Below are 15,057 nucleotides of genomic sequence, written 5' to 3' on the forward strand. Positions count from 1 at the left end.
TGACCTCGGGGAGTCCGTAATGCCGGTGATCGTGGTAGCGAATCCAAAAGGCGGCGTGGGCAAGAGCACGCTGGCAACGAACCTGGCCGGGTATCTGGCGGCGCAAGGCCATGCCGTGATGCTCGGCGATACGGACCGCCAACAGTCCTCGCGGGCGTGGCTCGGTCTGCGGCCTCCCGGCTTGCGGCCGATTGCCGCGTGGGAGGTGGATCACAACGACGTCGCCCGGCCGCCCAAGGGCACCACGCATGCGGTGCTCGATACGCCGGCAGGCCTGCACGGCAAGCGGCTCGACACCATTCTGCGGCTCGCCAACTACGTGCTGGTGCCGCTGCAGCCCTCCATCTTCGACATTCTGGCCACGCGCGACTTCCTGCACAAGCTCGGCGAGGAGAAGGCCGTGCGACAGGGCGACGTGCGCATCGGCGTGGTGGGCATGCGTGTGGACGCGCGCACCCGGGCTGCCGACCAGCTCGCGCGCTACTGCGACGAGGCGGGCCTGCCGGTGCTGGGCATGCTGCGCGACACGCAGAACTACGTGCAACTGGCCGCCCATGGCCTCACGCTGTGGGACGTCGCGCCCGGACGGGTGGAGCGCGACCTGCCGCAGTGGGACGGCATTACGGCATTCGTGTCGAAGTAAGCGCATCGCGCGGGCTGCGTCCGGCGTACCGATAGCCGCCGTCGTCAAACGTCAAACGCCAAACGCCAAACGCCAAACGCCAAACGCCAAACGCCAAACGCCAAACGCCAAACGCCAAACGCCAAACGCCAAACGCCAAAAAGGGGCCCCGCGGGCCCCTTCGTCAGTGCGTGCGCAAGGTGGCGCTAGGCGCTACATGATGCCAGGGAGGGCAATAGCGGCGCCCCGTGCGATGCGCGCGATGCGATGCCGGTTACTTCGCGGCGGCCGCCTCGAACGCGCGCGTCTCTTCCCACGCTTGCAGCGGCACGTGATCACGCTCGCCTTTTTGCACGTTCTTCTCGTCGACGAACACCAGCTTCGGCTTGAAGCCGGCCTGCACTTCCTTTTCCTCGACCTGCGCATACGACACGATGATCACGATGTCGCCGAGCTGCGCACGGCGGGCGGCCGCGCCATTGAGCGAGATCATGCCGCTGCCGCGCTCGCCGCGGATGGCATAGGTCGTGAAGCGCTCACCGTTGTTGACGTTGAAGATGTCGATTTGCTCATTTTCGACAAGGCCCGAGGCTTCGAGCAGGTTCTCGTCGATCGCGCACGAGCCTTCGTAATGCAGTTCGCAATGCGTTACGGTGGCGCGGTGGATCTTCGACTTGAGCATGGTGCGGTACATGGCGTGCCTCTTGTGTTGCGATGTCGCGCATGCCGCGCGACGAGAGATGCGCGCGTGATCGACAGGATCGATACGCGCGCGGCTTGCGCCCGGGCGCGGCGCCGGTCGCTCGACCGGCGGCGCGCCTGCGGCGCTCAGATTTCGAGATTGTCGATCAGGCGCGTCGTGCCGAGCTTCGCGGCGGCGAGCACGACCAGACTCTCGGCCGGCGCCGCCCCCGGCGCGGGCACGCGCAGGTTCGCGCGCTGACGGATCGACACGTAATCGGGCTTCCAGCCGCGCTCGACGAGCGTTTGCATTGCGGCTGCTTCGAGCCCCGCGTAATCGGTCTTGCCGCCGTTCACCTCGTCGCGGATCCGGTTCAGCAGACGATAGAGCTGCGGCGCTTCGGCGCGCTCGGCCTCGGACAGATAGCGGTTGCGCGAGGACAGCGCCAGACCGTCGTCGGCGCGCACCGTCTCGGCGGCGATGATCTCGATGGGCAGCGCGAACTGGCGGCACATGCTGCGCACGATCATCAACTGCTGGTAGTCCTTTTTACCGAACACGGCCACGCGCGGCTGCACGCACGAGAACAGCTTGGTGACCACCGTGCACACGCCCTTGAAGAATCCCGGTCGGAATTCGCCTTCCAGAATGTCGCCCAGGTCGTGCGGCGGCTCGACGCGATACTCCTGCGGCTCCGGATACATCTCCTTCTCGTCCGGCGCAAACAATACGTAGACGTTCTCGCGCGTGAGCTTCTCGATGTCCTCCTGCATGGTGCGGGGGTACTTGTCGAAGTCCTCGTTCGGCCCGAATTGCAGGCGGTTCACGAAGATGCTGGCGACGACCGGATCGCCATGCTGGCGCGCCAGTCGCATCAGCGACAGATGCCCTTCATGCAGGTTGCCCATCGTGGGCACGAAGGCGATGCGATTCTGCCCGCGCAACTGGTCGCGCAGTTCGGGAATCGAGGGGATGACTTTCATTGAGGTTCCGTGCGTGGCGCACGCGGCTAGCGTGCGGGAGTGGCTTGCGCCTTGCCGGGCAAGGGGCGGGGCCGCCAAAATGTCCGGGGGATTGTAGAGGAAATCACAGCGGGCGTGCGCAAAACCGCGCTGACGAGGCGGACTCGGGGTTTCAGGCCCGAACGCCGCCGGATGGGGCGCCCGGCCGGCGCTCAGTTCGGAGAATAGGTCAGGCGGACATAGATCGGCGCAAACGGCTCGGCCTGCGTGATTTCCAGCAGCGATTCGCGCGAGAGCTCGAGCATGGCGATGAAGTTCACCACCACGACCGGCACGCCGCGCGTGACGTCGAAGAGCTCGGTGAACTCCATGAAGCGCGCGCCCTGCAGCCGCCGCAGAATCTGGCTCATGTGCTCGCGCACCGACAGCTCTTCGCGCGAGATCTTGTGGTGCTGCACGAGCTTGGCCCGGCGCAGCACTTCCGCCCAGGCTGCGCGCAGATCCTCGGCGTCCACGTCGGGAAAGCGCGGCTGGAGGCTTTGTTCGATGTAGACCTGCGCGCGCAGGAAGTCGCGCCCGAGCACCGGCAGCGTGTCGAGCTTCTGCGCGGCGAGCTTCATCTGCTCGTACTCGAGCAGGCGGCGCACCAGTTCGGCGCGCGGATCCTCGGCTTCTTCGCCGGTGTCGGCCTTCTTGACCGGCAGCAGCATGCGCGACTTGATCTCGATGAGCATCGCGGCCATGAGCAGATACTCCGAGGCGAGCTCGAGGTTGGTCCGGCGGATCTGGTCCACGTAGAGCAGGTATTGCTTCGTGACCTGCGCCATCGGGATGTCGAGCACGTTGAAGTTCTGCTTGCGGATCAGATACAGCAACAGGTCGAGCGGGCCTTCAAACGCTTCGAGGAAGACTTCGAGCGCGTCCGGCGGAATGTACAGGTCGTTGGGCAGCGCGAAGAGCGGCTCGCCGTAGAGGCGCGCCCGCGCGACGCCGTCGACCGTGTCCGGCGTGGAGTCGTGGCCGTCTTGCGGGGCCGGCAATTCCGTCGCGGCGCCGTTGCCGGCGCTCGCCGCCGGCGCGTGAGGCACATGAGCCACCTGCGGCGCATCGTCCGCGACGCCCGCCGCATCGGCGTGCGTCGCCGCCGGCCCGATCTCGGCGATCGGCTCGGGAGATGGCTCGGGCATCGGCTCGGGCATCGGCTCGGGGGCGTGCGACGGATCGTCAGGCGTCGAGGGATTCAATGCGGGCCTGCAGCGGTGGCGTGGCGGGAGCGTTATTCGCTCTGATAGACGTAGGGCTGCTGAGCCACACGCGACTGCTGAGCGCGGCGGCGCTCGTCCAGGTCGATCGGCTGCTTGTCCCACAGCAGCGCACGGCCCTGGCGTTGCTCGGCTTCGAGCGTCGGCTTTTCCGCCTTCAGTTGCTTGAGGAATTGAGTGATGTCGGACTCGTACATAATCGGCTTGCGTAAAAATTAGGCAGATGCGGCGAAAACGAAAGCGGCGCCATCGCAATGGCGCCAGTCGCTGCCGATTTTACCGCAAACGCGTGCCGAGTCGCGGTTTCGACGCTTTTGGGACGCGCCGGTCAACGGGACGCACGGTTATGGTCAAATACGCACCACGAACGCTTCGCACGTTGCTTCGTCGTGCCATGCTTGCACCGGCCGTGCGATCGGGCATCATTGCACGCACGCCGGACCACCGGCGGCGATATTTAAGACTCCAAGGAAGGTTTTGACCGTCTCGCAGATCAAACCCGGACACGACGCCTGGCGTCGCTTTCGTGCGTGCGTTCGTGCGTCCTCCCGTGCGTGCTCTCGCGCGTGCGCCGTGCCGGCCACCTGGACCCGACTGAGCGGCCTGGCCGCGCTTGCCGCCGTCGCCACGCTCGCGGGCGGCCTGGCGGCTCCCCGCGCGGCGCTTGCCGACTATCGCGTTCGCATCGAGGCGCCCAAGGGCCTCGAGAAACTCCTCGAGACCAATCTCGACCTGGCGCGCTACGCCGGGCGCGACGACATTGGGGACGCCCAGTTCGAGCACCTCATCGCCACCGTCGGCGAGCAGGTGCAGGAGCTCACGTCGACCGAGGGGTACTTCGCGCCGGTCACGCATGTGGATGTGGCCACCATCAACGGCAAGCGCGATGTGCGCGTCACCGTCGAGTCCGGCCCGCGCACGCACATCAAGGACGTCGACCTGAAATTCACCGGCCCGGTGGCCGAGAGCGATCCGCAGCGCGTCGCGCAGTTGCGCCACGCCTGGGAACTGCCGGTCGACGCGCCGTTTCGCCAGGCCGACTGGGACAAGGCGAAGAACGATACGCTGTTCCAGCTCGGGCAAAAGCGCTATCACGCGGCCAGGATGACGTTCTCGCGCGCGGTCGTCGACGCCGATCGCGAAGCCGCCTCGCTTGCGGCCACCTACGACAGCGGCCCTCCGTTCACACTCGGGCCGCTCGTGATCACCGGCACGCGCCGCTATCCGGCGCAAATCATCCGCAACGTCAATCCGCTGTCCGAGGGCGAGGCGTTCGACGCCGACCGTCTGCAGGAACTGCAGCGCCAGATCCAGGCCACGCCGTACTTTTCCAACGTGATCATCTCGGTGACGGAAGACCCGTCGAAGGCCGAGAACGCGCCGGTGGAAGTGAAGGTGCGCGAATTTCCCGAGCATCGCGTGCAAAGCGGCGTGGGCTATACGACCGACACCGGCGCGAGCGTGAACGGCCGCTATTCGTACTACAACCTGTTCGGCCGCGCGTGGACGTTCGACACGCAGGCGCGTCTGGAGCAGTATCGGCAGGGCGGCTATGCCGAGATTGCCATGCCGCCCGACACGAGCGCCTATACCAACAGCCTGCGCGGGTCGTTCGATCGCACCTATCTGAACGGGCTCGACCAGCGCTCGGCGCAAGTGGGCGTCAAGCGTGCGCGCTCGCGCGAGCGCTACGACTGGGCTTACACGCTCGATCTTTATCGCACCGACGAGCGTCCCGACGGCGGCGCGCGCTTTCTCAACAAGGCGCTCGTGCCGGCGTTTTCGTGGAATCGTCGCGACGTGGACGACCTGATCTTTCCGCGCAAGGGCAACATCATCAACACGCAGATCGGGTTTGCCGCCAAGCCCGTACTTACCGACCAGAGCTTCGTGCGCCTGTACGGCCGCATCCGCCAGTATTTCCCGGTGGCCGAGCGCGACCTCGTGCTGGCCCGCCTGGAACTCGGCGCGGTGCTCACGAACGGCAACAGCAACCGGATTCCGTCGTCGCTGCTGTTCTTCGCGGGCGGCACGTCGTCCATTCGCGGCTACACGTATCAGAGCATCGGGCGGCAGCAGAACGGCACCACGTATCCGACGAAGTACCTCGGCACGGCAAGCCTCGAATATCAGCGCTGGGTCACGCGCGACTGGGGCGGGGCGGTGTTCTGGGACGTCGGCACGGCCACCGACGATTACCGTCATCCCACGCCGCTGTATCACGGCGTGGGCGTCGGCCTGCGCTGGCGCAGTCCCGTCGGGCCGGTAAACGTGGACCTCGGCTACGGCGTGCACGACCGGCGCTTGCGTCCGGCCATCTCGCTGGGGGTGGCGTTCTGATGACGACGATGCCGCTCCATGCCGTCACACCGGGCCGCCCCACGCCGGCCGCGCCTTCGACGCCAGCCCCGCACGCGAGCGCGGCCGGCGATGTCCGCGACGCCGGGCGGCGGACGCGCGAGCCCGTGCTCACCTCACCCGGTCATGCCAATCCGCCGCCCGGGCCGGGCGACGTTCCACCCGCGCCACCCCCGCCGCCGAAGCGTCGTCGCTGGGGCCGCGCGCTCGCGGCCGCATGGCTGGCCGTGCTGCTCGGCGTCGTGCTGGCGCTCGGCGCGCTGCTCTGGGCAATGTCCAGCGAGCGCGGCAGCCGCTGGCTTTGGCAGGCGGCCGTCGCGACGCTCGGCGGCAAGCTCGCCGGCGACTGGCGCGGCGGCACCTTCGCCCATGGCTTCACCGTGAACGACGTGCGTTACGTGGACGGCGCCACGCGCATCACGGCGAGCCGTCTGGAGAGCCGCTGGGCCCTGCGGCTGCGCCCGCTGCACTTCACCGTGGACAAGCTGCACGCCGGCCAGATCGATCTTGCGTTCGCCCCTTCGCCGCCGTCCGCCGCGCCCGCGGCGCTGCCGACCAGTCTGCGTCTGCCGCTTGGCCTGACGCTGGGTGACGTTCGCGTCGCCAGGCTCACGCTGCACTCGCCCGAGCTGGTGCTCGAGGACATCCGTCTTGCCGCGCGCAGCGACGGCACGCAGCATTCGATGGTGCTCGAGCACGTCGGCACGCCATACGGCCAAGCGCAGGCCGACGTGCAGCTCAACGGCCAACGCCCGTTTGCGCTTGGCGGCAACGTTGGCCTGCGCGCGCGTGCGGGCGACGTGCCGGTCGCGCTGCAGGCGAAGCTCTCAGGCTCGCTCGACGCGCTCGTGGTCGATCTTGCCGCGAGCGGCGAAAAGCTCGCGGGTACGGCCCACATCGCGGCATCGCCGTTTGGCGCCGTGCCCCTCTCGCGTGCGCAGATCGCGCTCGATCACGTCAACCCGCGCGACTTCAGCCCGGGCGCGCCGCAGGCGGACCTTGCCGTGCAGGCCGACTTGCGCCCTGCCCCGGGCGCGAAGGAATTGCGTGTGCTCGGGCCGGTATCGGTCGTCAACGCGAAGCCGGGGGCGATCGACGACGGACGGTTGCCCGTGGAGCACCTGCGTGCCGAGGTGCTGCTCGACGCCACGCGTCAGGCGTTGACCGGCATCGAGCTGAAATTGACCGGGCGCGCGGTGTTGACCGGCAGCGGAGCGTTGCGTCGCGAGAAGGTGGCGACCGCGGCAGCGGCCACGCCGGCGTCCGCAGGCGGCGCGGCGGGGGCCCCGGTTCCCGCGCTGACGCAAGGTGACGCGTCGCCCGCGCCCGTCCCGCCCGCCACGGCGCAGGCGACCGAAGCAACGGTCGGCGGCTTCGCCTTCACGATGCACGATCTCGATCTGCGTGCGCTTCACGGCAAGCTGCCGCCGACGAAGCTCGGCGGTCCGCTCGACGTGAAGCTCGAGCCGGCCGGCCAGCGCATTGTGCTCGACTGGCGCGACGCCACTCGTCGCGTCTCGGCCGATGTGGCGCTCGATGCGAAGGGCACCACGATTCATGCACTGTCGCTCGACGCCGGCAATGGCCGTATCTCGGCCACCGGCGCGCTGGCGAACGACGACGCCGGCGCGTACCGGGCGCAGGTCAAGCTCTCGCGCTTCGACCCGGCGACCTGGTACGACCTGTACGGCACGGCCACACGCGGGCGGAAGAACCCCGCGGCGAGCGTCACCGGACAGCTCGAAGCGCAAGGCGCGCTGCGTCCCGAGCTTGCACTGACGCTCAGGTTCGCGCTGCAGGACAGCGTCTACGCGGATCTGCCGATGAGCGGCGCCGGGACGGTGAAGCTGGCGGGCGCGCGTTTGCTGCCCAGCGATGCGAATCTGCTCGTCGCGGGCAACAAGATCGTCCTGCGGGGCAGCTTCGGCGCGCCGGGCGACCGAATGGCGGTCAACGTCGACGCCCCGGCGCTCGACAAGCTCGGCTTCGGGCTGGCCGGCCGCATGCAGGTTGACGGGCAGGTGTCGGGAACGATGGAGCGCCCGGTCGTGGCGGCCACGCTCGCGGCCGACCGGCTGGCGTTCGGCGAGCACACGCTCGAGCACCTCGCCGGCAAGATCGACGTTAGCGGCGCGCTGCCGGGCGCGCCCGGCGACCGGCTGAACGTGACGCTCGACGCGCAGGGGCTGCGTAGCGGCGTCGCGCGTCTGGACCGCCTGAGTCTGGCGCTGGCCGGCACGCGCGGCGCGCATGCGCTTCGTCTGCGGGCGGCAGGCAAGCTGCGCGAAGCGCCGCTCGACCTCGGTCTGGATGCCGCGGGCGCCGTGACGAACACCGCGGGCAAGCCCGGCTGGCGAGGCACGATCCAGACGCTCGAAAACCAGGGGATTCCGAAGATTCACCTTGCGGCGCCATGGCGCGTCGAAGCGAGTGCGGCGAGCGTGCATCTCGGCGCGGCGAAGCTCGTCACGGGCGCCGGCGCGCTGTCGCTCGCGAATCTCGACTACGGCGGGGACCAGTTGAAAACGACGGGTACGGTCGATACGCTCGACATCGCGCAGGTGCTGCGTGTCGTGCAGTCGGTGACCGGCGAGATGCCGCCCGTGGCGAGCGATCTCGTGCTCGACGGCAAGTGGGACTTGCGCACCGGGTCGCGTGCCGACGGCTTTGTCGAGATCGTGCGCCGCAGCGGCGACGTGACGCTGCGCCGGGCCGGCGTGAACGATCATGTGAAGGTCACCGTGACGGGCATTCCCGACCTGAGCCCGGAGAAGGGCGGCGTAGGCGCGCGAGTGCCGCTGGGCCTCTCCGAGCTGCGCGCGCGCATCGACCTGTCGGGCCAGTCGGCGCGCACGAGCGTGAAGGCCGTGTCCTCGCTCGTCGGCACGCTCGACGCCGACGTGCAGACCGGCTTGCGCGTGGCCAACGGCATTCCCGAGCTGCCGGACGACGCGCCGCTGGCCGGTCGCGTGGCCGTCGTCATCCCGAATCTCTCGAAATTCGAGAATCTCGCGGGGGCGCAATACGCCTTCAAGGGCCGGGCGAGTCTGCAACTGGCGCTCGCCGGTACCGTTGGCAAGCCGCGCCCGACCGGCGAACTGACGGCCGACGATCTTGCCGTGCAGATGTTCGACACCGGTATCAGCGTGAAGGACGGTCGCGTGCGCATCGCGCTCACGCCGACCGAGATCGTGTTGCGCGACGTTGTCGTGACCGGCGGCGGGGGCGGCACGGCCCGCGCGACCGGCAACGTCCGGCTCGACACGCCGGAGCCGGCGCTCGGCATCACGATCACGGCGGACAAGCTGCAATTGTTCGCTGCGCCGGACCGGCAGCTCTCGCTCACCGGCGACGCGAAGGCCACTGGCAGCGGCGACGCGATGTCCGTCACCGGCAAATTCACGGTGGACCGCGCGCGCTTTGCGCTGCCGCCGACGTCGGCGCCCAGGCTCGGCGACGACGTGGTGGTCGTGCGCGGCGGGGCGCAGGCGCGCACCAAGCCGCTCGACCCGAAGGAGGAGGCCGCGCGCATCAGCGAAAAGCCGACGAGCCGCTTCTCGCCGCACATCAACGTCGAAGTCAATCTCGGGCGCGACTTCCGCTTCATCGGGGCAGGCGCCGACCTGCTCCTGCGCGGTAGCATGCGCGTGCAGAGCGATCCGCTCTCGCCGATGCGCGCGAGCGGCACCATCACGGTGGCCGAGGGCACTTACGAAGCGTTCGATCGCAAGCTCGCCATCGAGCGCGGCCAGATCAACTTCGTCGGCCCGCTCGACAACCCCGACATCTACATCCAGGCCATGCGGCGCAATCAGGAAGTGGCGGCCGGGGTGCTGGTGACGGGGACCGTGCGTCAGCCGCGCGTGTCGCTCGTGTCCGAGCCGAACGTGTCGGACGAGGAGAAGCTGTCGTGGCTGCTGTTCGGCCACGGCCCGGACGGCGCGGGCCTCGGCCAGCGCCAGGCAATGGCCGGTGCGGCCACGGCGCTGCTGGGTGCCGCGGGCGGCAAGCGCATCATCAAGGATCTGGGCATCGACGAATTCAGCATTGGCACCAGCGACTCGGGCCTCTCGGACGACGAGCAGGTGGTGAAGATCGGCAAGGCGATTTCGGACAACTTCGCGCTCGGCTACGAGCAGAGCCTGACGAGCGCGGCGAGCATCGTGAAGGTGACCTGGCAAGTCTCGCGCCGCTGGCAGCTCGTGCTGCGCACCGGGTCGCTGTCGGGCTTCGACGTGCTGTTCAACCGCCGCTTCGATTGAGGCGGCAGCGGCAAGACGCGCGTCGCGAGGCGCGCGCCCGAGAGCAAGGAGGGAGTATCGATGAGAGCGTCACTTCGTTTCGTTCATGCGGCGCCCTGTGCGCGCCGTGGCCTTCGTTGGGGAGTCGCCATGGGATTGTTTGCGAGTCTGTTGGGCCTGTTCGGCTGTGACCAGCAGCAGATCGACAAGGTGCGCGAGAAGGCGCGCGACACGTTCAATGCCGTCAAGCCGGACGATATGCTGTTGCGCGACTTGAAGCCCGGCGTGAGCACCGAAGCGCAGGTGCGCGGGCAAATGGGCAAGCCCGAAATCGTCTGGGAGAACGACGACGGCTCGCGTCGTCTGGAGTATCCGCGCGCGCCGGGCGGCTTGCGAACGTACATGGTCGACATTGCGCCCGATGGCAGGCTGCGCAGCGTGACGCAGGCGCTCGTGGCGGAGAACTTCGAGCAGGTGCGCCCGGGCATGACGCAGGACGAAGTCCGGCGCCTGCTCGGCAAGCCGACGAGCGTGGCGGACTACCGCCTGAAGAAGGAGACGGTGTGGAGCTGGCGCTGGCTCGAGGACGGCGTGAACACGCCGGGCCTGTTCAACGCGCACTTCGGGCCTGACGGCCGCGTGAGCGTGACTTCGCGCTCGCCCGACCCGGCCTCGGAGCGCCCCTGAGCCGCATTACCGCGAGCTGGCGCCGTCGGCCGCACCCGCACGAGCGGCGGCGCTGGCCGACGCATGACGGTGGCGATTCGTCACCATGCGCTCGTGCAGACGCGCGATGATGCGACTGCCGGTTTTCTCGAACGCGAACGGTAACAGCGCGTGTACGAGGCAGGCCAGGCATGCCCCCAACAGCGGCAGCGCGAAGGAGATCGCCGAACCCATGTGTTGGAGGTAGTTTTCGCCGACAGAGGCTGGATGTTGAGTGAAAATTTTCATGTCGACCCCTATTTTCGGAATGTTTTTGAAGTCTACCGGCCTCGATAAGGTAAAGGCTTTCAAAAGCACCGGCGAATCGGGTACGATTTGGAAAATTTTTCCTCGGAGTGGCTGTCGTGGACAAAACCGATCTCGCGATTCTGGAAAATCTGCAAGAAGACGCCTCGCGCTCGCTCGGGGAATTGGCCGAGGCCGTGCATCTGTCGCCTACGCCGTGCTGGCGGCGTGTGCAGCGTCTGCGCGAGAGCGGCGTGATCACGGGGCAGGTGACGCTGTGCGACCCCCAGCAACTCGATCTGCGCGTGACCGCGTTCGTCTTCATCAAGGCCGCAACGCACAGCGAAGACTGGATGCTGCGCTTCGTGGAAGGTGCGCGCGAGCTGCCCGAGATCGTCGAGATTCACCGCATGGCCGGCGAAATCGACTATCTGCTCAAGGTCTATCTGCCCGACATTGCGGCGTATGACCGCTTCTACAAGAAGCTCATCCGCGTGGCCGATCTCCAGGACATCAGCGCGAGCTTCTCGATGGAGACGGTCAAGTTCACCACCGCGCTGCCGGTGGACCATCTGCGCTAGGCGCTGTCGCCGCCCGCGTCATGGACGTTGGCGGTCGCGCCCACCAGACCGCCGGCGAGGCCGGCCGCAAGACGTGGCCGGCCAACGGGCGCGCCCCTTACTTCACGCGCATGCCCGGCTTCGCGCCGTTGTGCGGCTCGAGGATGTAGATGCCGGGCTCCGCCTTCTCGTCGGCGGCCGACGCGGCGAGCACCATGCCTTCGGACAGGCCGAACTTCATCTTGCGCGGCGCGAGGTTGGCCACCATCACCGTGAGCTTGCCGACGAGCGCCTCGGGCTGCGGATAGGCCGACTTGATGCCGGAGAAGACGTTGCGGGTCTTCGTCTCGCCCACGTCGAGCGTGAGCTGCAAGAGCTTGTCCGAGCCTTCCACCGCCTTGCAATCGACAATGCGCGCAATGCGCAGATCGATCTTCGCGAAGTCGTCGATGGTAATGACACCGCTGTCGCCACTGTCGCCGCCGGCCGCTTTGTCGGCCTTCGGGGCCTCCTTTGCACCGGCGCCCGCCTTCGCGGCCTTGCCCTTGGCGGCCGCCGCATCGGCTGCCGGCGCGCCCGCCTGCAGCGAGTCGCGGTTGGCGGCGAGCAGCGCTTCGATCTGCTTGCCTTCGACGCGCGTCATCAGATGCTTGTATGCCGTGATCGCGGTGTCGGCGGTGAGCGGGCGCTCCACGTCCTGCCACGTTTGCGGGGCGATGTTGAGGAAGCGCTCCACGGCCTCCGCGGTGACCGGCAGCACCGGCTTGAGATACAGCGTGAGCAGGCGGAACGCTTCCAGGCACACCGAGCATGCCTCGTGCAGCGCGGCGGCCTGCGCCGGATCCTTCGCCAGATCCCAGGGCTTGACCGTGTCGACGTAGCCGTTGACCGCGTCGGCCTGCTCCATCACCAGCCGCAGCGCCTTGCCGAACTCACGCGCCTCGTAGTGAGCGGCGATCTGTGCCGCTGCACCGCGCACCTGTGCGAGCAGCGCGTGCTGCATGGCGTGCGCCGACACGCGGCCGTCGAAGCGCTTGATCAGGAACCCGGCCGCGCGGCTCGCGATGTTGACGTACTTGCCCACCAGATCGCTGTTCACGCGCGCGATGAAGTCATCGAGGTTCAGGTCGATGTCTTCCATCGTGTTGCCGAGCTTCGCGCCGATGTAGTAACGCAGCCACTCCGGGTTCAGACCGGTGTCGATGAAGCTTTGCGCCGTAATGAACGTGCCGCGCGACTTCGACATCTTCTGTCCGTCCACCGTCAGGAAGCCGTGGGCGTACACGTTGGTCGGCGTGCGATGACCCGAGAATTCGAGCATCGCGGGCCAGAACAGCGTGTGGAAGTACAGGATGTCCTTGCCGATGAAATGGTATTGCTCGGTGGTCGAGCCGGGCCTGACCCATTCCTCGAAGTTCAGCCCGCGCTTCGCGCACAGGTTTTTGAAGCTCGCGTAGTAGCCGACCGGGGCGTCCAGCCAGACGTAGAAGTACTTGCCCGGCGCGCCCGGAATCTCGAAACCGAAGTAGGGCGCGTCGCGCGAGATGTCCCAGTCGGCCAGCGTGGATTCGCCGTCTTCGCCGAGCCACTCCTTCATCTTGTTGGCCGCCTCGGGCTGTGCGAGGCCGGCCACCCACTTGCGCAGGAACTGCTCGCAGCGCTTGTCCGAGAGCTTGAAGAAGTAATGCGTGGACGTCTTGCGCACCGGCGTGGCGCCCGAGACGACCGAATACGGATTGATCAGGTCGGTCGGCGCGTAGGTCGAGCCGCAGACTTCGCACGAGTCGCCGTACTGGTCCTTCGCGCCGCACTTCGGGCACTCGCCCTTGATGAAGCGGTCCGGCAGGAACATTTCCTTGACCGGGTCGTAGGCCTGTTCGATGTCGCGCGCCTCGATGAGGCCCTGCTCCTTGAGTGCGAGGTACACGCTCTCGGACAACTCGCGGTTCTCTTCGGAGTCGGTCGAATAGTAGTTGTCGAACGAGATGCCGAAGCTGTCGAAGTCGCGCTTGTGCTCCTTCCAGACGCGCTCGATCAGTTGCCGGGGCGTGAGCCCTTCCTTCTCGGCGCGCAACATGACCGGCGTGCCGTGCGTGTCGTCCGCGCCCACGTAGTACACCTCGTGCCCTTGCATTCGCATGTGCCGCACCCAGATGTCGGTCTGGATGTACTCGACCAGGTGACCGATGTGAATCTGGCCATTGGCGTACGGCAGGGCGGAGGTGACGAGAATGCGGCGGGACATGGGGATGGAGTCTGCTGTTGAGAAAAACCGGGAAGGGTCGATTCTAGCAGGCGGGCGAAGTTGCCGCCCAAATGGTGTCGTCGGGCGTCGCCGAGTGCCGTGGGGCTGCCGTGCGGATGTGCCGGGCATCCCGGCGCGCGCCGGGACATCGTTGGGGCGGCGCACCCGGCGGATCGCGCGGCCAAAAAAAAGCCGGAACGAAAGGTTCCGGCAGAACTAGGCACACGTAACGTCAATAACAAAGAGGAGATGGAAGCGCCCACGGTAGGCACTTCCGCAGAGTCTGAGCCCCGCCGCACGGGTTTAGTTCAACGCAAGCGCTGACTTTCGATGGTGCATTGCAGCATGCGAGACTCGCCTATCACGCGCGCCGAAAAGCAACATGCCCGGCGAGCCGGGCATGTGCGTGAGACGAGCGCAGAGCGATTGTTGGCGCAAACGCGCCGAAAGATCGTCAGCCGCGCGGTGCTTGCTGATTCGGCGCGTGCAGCAGGATTTCCACGCGGCGATTCTGGGCGCGGCCCTCGGCCGTGGCGTCCGATGCGATCGGTTGGCTCGACGCCACGCCGGTCGCGCTCAGGCGGTTGGCGGCCACGCCGCGGCTCGTCAGATACTGCGCGACGTTGGCTGCGCGCTGTTGCGACAGGGGCACATTGATGCGATCGCCGCCCGTGCTGTCGGTGTGGCCCACGATGCTGGCCGTGATGCCGGGGTTCTGATTGAGCGACGTGGCAACGTCGTCGAGCACGGCACGGAAGTTCGGCTTGATGTCGGCGCGGCCCGTGTCGAACGTGACGTCGCTCGGCACGGCGACCTTGAGCGAGCCGTCCGGCTGTTCGGAGATCGTGGTGCCGGTGCCGGCGGTGTGCCCGCCCAGCGTATTCTTGATGGATTGCCAGTTGTACCCGGCCGCACCGCCTGCAGCGGCGCCCACGGCGGCGCCGATCAGCGTGCCGGTGGTGTTGCCACCGATGAGGTTGCCAAGACCTGCCCCGACCGCGGCGCCGACACCGGTGCCCACAGCCGTGTTGGTGCCCTGCTGCGTCTGGCAGCCGGCCAGCAATGCGGCGGCGGCCAGAACCAGTGCGGAAGCGTGCAGAGTGTTCTTGTTCATTTGAGGCTCCTTATCGATTAGCTAAGCAGTGATGAGACACGCGCGAGCACTTCGTCGAAG

12 protein-coding genes are annotated in these 15,057 nt (G+C 67.4%); 5 read left to right on the forward strand and 7 right to left on the reverse strand.

Annotated elements, in window-relative coordinates; all coding sequences use genetic code 11:
* The first annotated feature begins 19 nt into the window (after nucleotides 1-19).
* The gene (locus CDN36_RS17340) at nucleotides 20-643 is read left to right on the forward strand and encodes a nucleotide-binding protein (RefSeq protein WP_150556314.1); all 624 of its coding nucleotides are present in this window, start codon (nucleotides 20-22) and stop codon (nucleotides 641-643) included.
* Nucleotides 644-896: 253 nt separating this feature from the next.
* Here the strand turns inward: CDN36_RS17340 and panD are convergent, their stop codons facing one another.
* The 4 genes from panD to CDN36_RS17360 all read right to left on the reverse strand — a co-directional run bounded on the left by panD (nucleotide 897) and on the right by CDN36_RS17360 (nucleotide 3,725).
* Nucleotides 897-1,316, reverse strand: coding sequence for an aspartate 1-decarboxylase (gene panD / locus CDN36_RS17345; protein WP_150556313.1), 420 nt, complete (start codon nucleotides 1,314-1,316; stop codon nucleotides 897-899).
* 134 nt (nucleotides 1,317-1,450) lie between these two features.
* A complete protein-coding gene (gene panC / locus CDN36_RS17350; RefSeq protein ID WP_287497414.1) occupies nucleotides 1,451-2,287 on the reverse strand; it encodes a pantoate--beta-alanine ligase in 837 nt (278 codons plus the stop codon).
* 191 nt (nucleotides 2,288-2,478) lie between these two features.
* Nucleotides 2,479-3,510, reverse strand: a complete 1,032-nt coding sequence (locus tag CDN36_RS17355; RefSeq protein WP_287497415.1) for a segregation and condensation protein A — start codon at nucleotides 3,508-3,510, stop codon at nucleotides 2,479-2,481.
* Between the two features lie 32 nt (nucleotides 3,511-3,542).
* Nucleotides 3,543-3,725, reverse strand: coding sequence for a DUF3460 family protein (locus CDN36_RS17360; RefSeq protein ID WP_150556311.1), 183 nt, complete (start codon nucleotides 3,723-3,725; stop codon nucleotides 3,543-3,545).
* 376 nt (nucleotides 3,726-4,101) lie between these two features.
* Between CDN36_RS17360 and CDN36_RS17365 the strand changes: the two genes are divergently transcribed.
* From CDN36_RS17365 to bamE, 3 genes are all read left to right on the forward strand, one after another.
* Nucleotides 4,102-5,868: an autotransporter assembly complex protein TamA gene (locus tag CDN36_RS17365; RefSeq protein ID WP_287497416.1), complete on the forward strand. Its 1,767-nt coding sequence runs from the start codon at nucleotides 4,102-4,104 to the stop codon at nucleotides 5,866-5,868.
* Entirely contained in the window at nucleotides 5,868-10,148 is a 4,281-nt protein-coding gene (locus CDN36_RS17370; RefSeq protein ID WP_287497417.1) for a translocation/assembly module TamB domain-containing protein, read from the forward strand. Before CDN36_RS17365 ends, CDN36_RS17370 begins: the two co-directional genes overlap by 1 nt.
* A 129-nt stretch (nucleotides 10,149-10,277) precedes the next feature.
* On the forward strand, nucleotides 10,278-10,814 hold the full coding sequence (bamE, locus tag CDN36_RS17375) for an outer membrane protein assembly factor BamE domain-containing protein (protein ID WP_150556309.1): 537 nt from the start codon (nucleotides 10,278-10,280) through the stop codon (nucleotides 10,812-10,814).
* A 6-nt stretch (nucleotides 10,815-10,820) separates the two neighbouring features.
* Here the strand turns inward: bamE and CDN36_RS17380 are convergent, their stop codons facing one another.
* Entirely contained in the window at nucleotides 10,821-11,150 is a 330-nt protein-coding gene (locus CDN36_RS17380) for a DUF6356 family protein (protein ID WP_287497418.1), read from the reverse strand.
* Between the two features lie 47 nt (nucleotides 11,151-11,197).
* Between CDN36_RS17380 and CDN36_RS17385 the strand changes: the two genes are divergently transcribed.
* On the forward strand, nucleotides 11,198-11,659 hold the full coding sequence (locus CDN36_RS17385) for an Lrp/AsnC family transcriptional regulator (RefSeq protein WP_150556308.1): 462 nt from the start codon (nucleotides 11,198-11,200) through the stop codon (nucleotides 11,657-11,659).
* A gap of 97 nt (nucleotides 11,660-11,756) precedes the next feature.
* Here the strand turns inward: CDN36_RS17385 and metG are convergent, their stop codons facing one another.
* Together metG and CDN36_RS17395 are read right to left on the reverse strand one after the other, a co-directional pair.
* The gene (metG, locus tag CDN36_RS17390; RefSeq protein ID WP_287497419.1) at nucleotides 11,757-13,883 is read right to left on the reverse strand and encodes a methionine--tRNA ligase; all 2,127 of its coding nucleotides are present in this window, start codon (nucleotides 13,881-13,883) and stop codon (nucleotides 11,757-11,759) included.
* Between the two features lie 454 nt (nucleotides 13,884-14,337).
* Nucleotides 14,338-14,997 carry a YiaD family glycine zipper/OmpA-like lipoprotein gene (locus tag CDN36_RS17395; protein WP_150556306.1) on the reverse strand — a complete coding sequence of 220 codons (660 nt, stop codon included), beginning with the start codon at nucleotides 14,995-14,997 and terminating at the stop codon, nucleotides 14,338-14,340.
* Between the last annotated feature and the right edge of the window lie 60 nt (nucleotides 14,998-15,057).

Source organism: Pandoraea sp. CB10b_02, assembly GCF_002216225.1.
Classification (GTDB): domain Bacteria; phylum Pseudomonadota; class Gammaproteobacteria; order Burkholderiales; family Burkholderiaceae; genus Pandoraea; species Pandoraea nosoerga.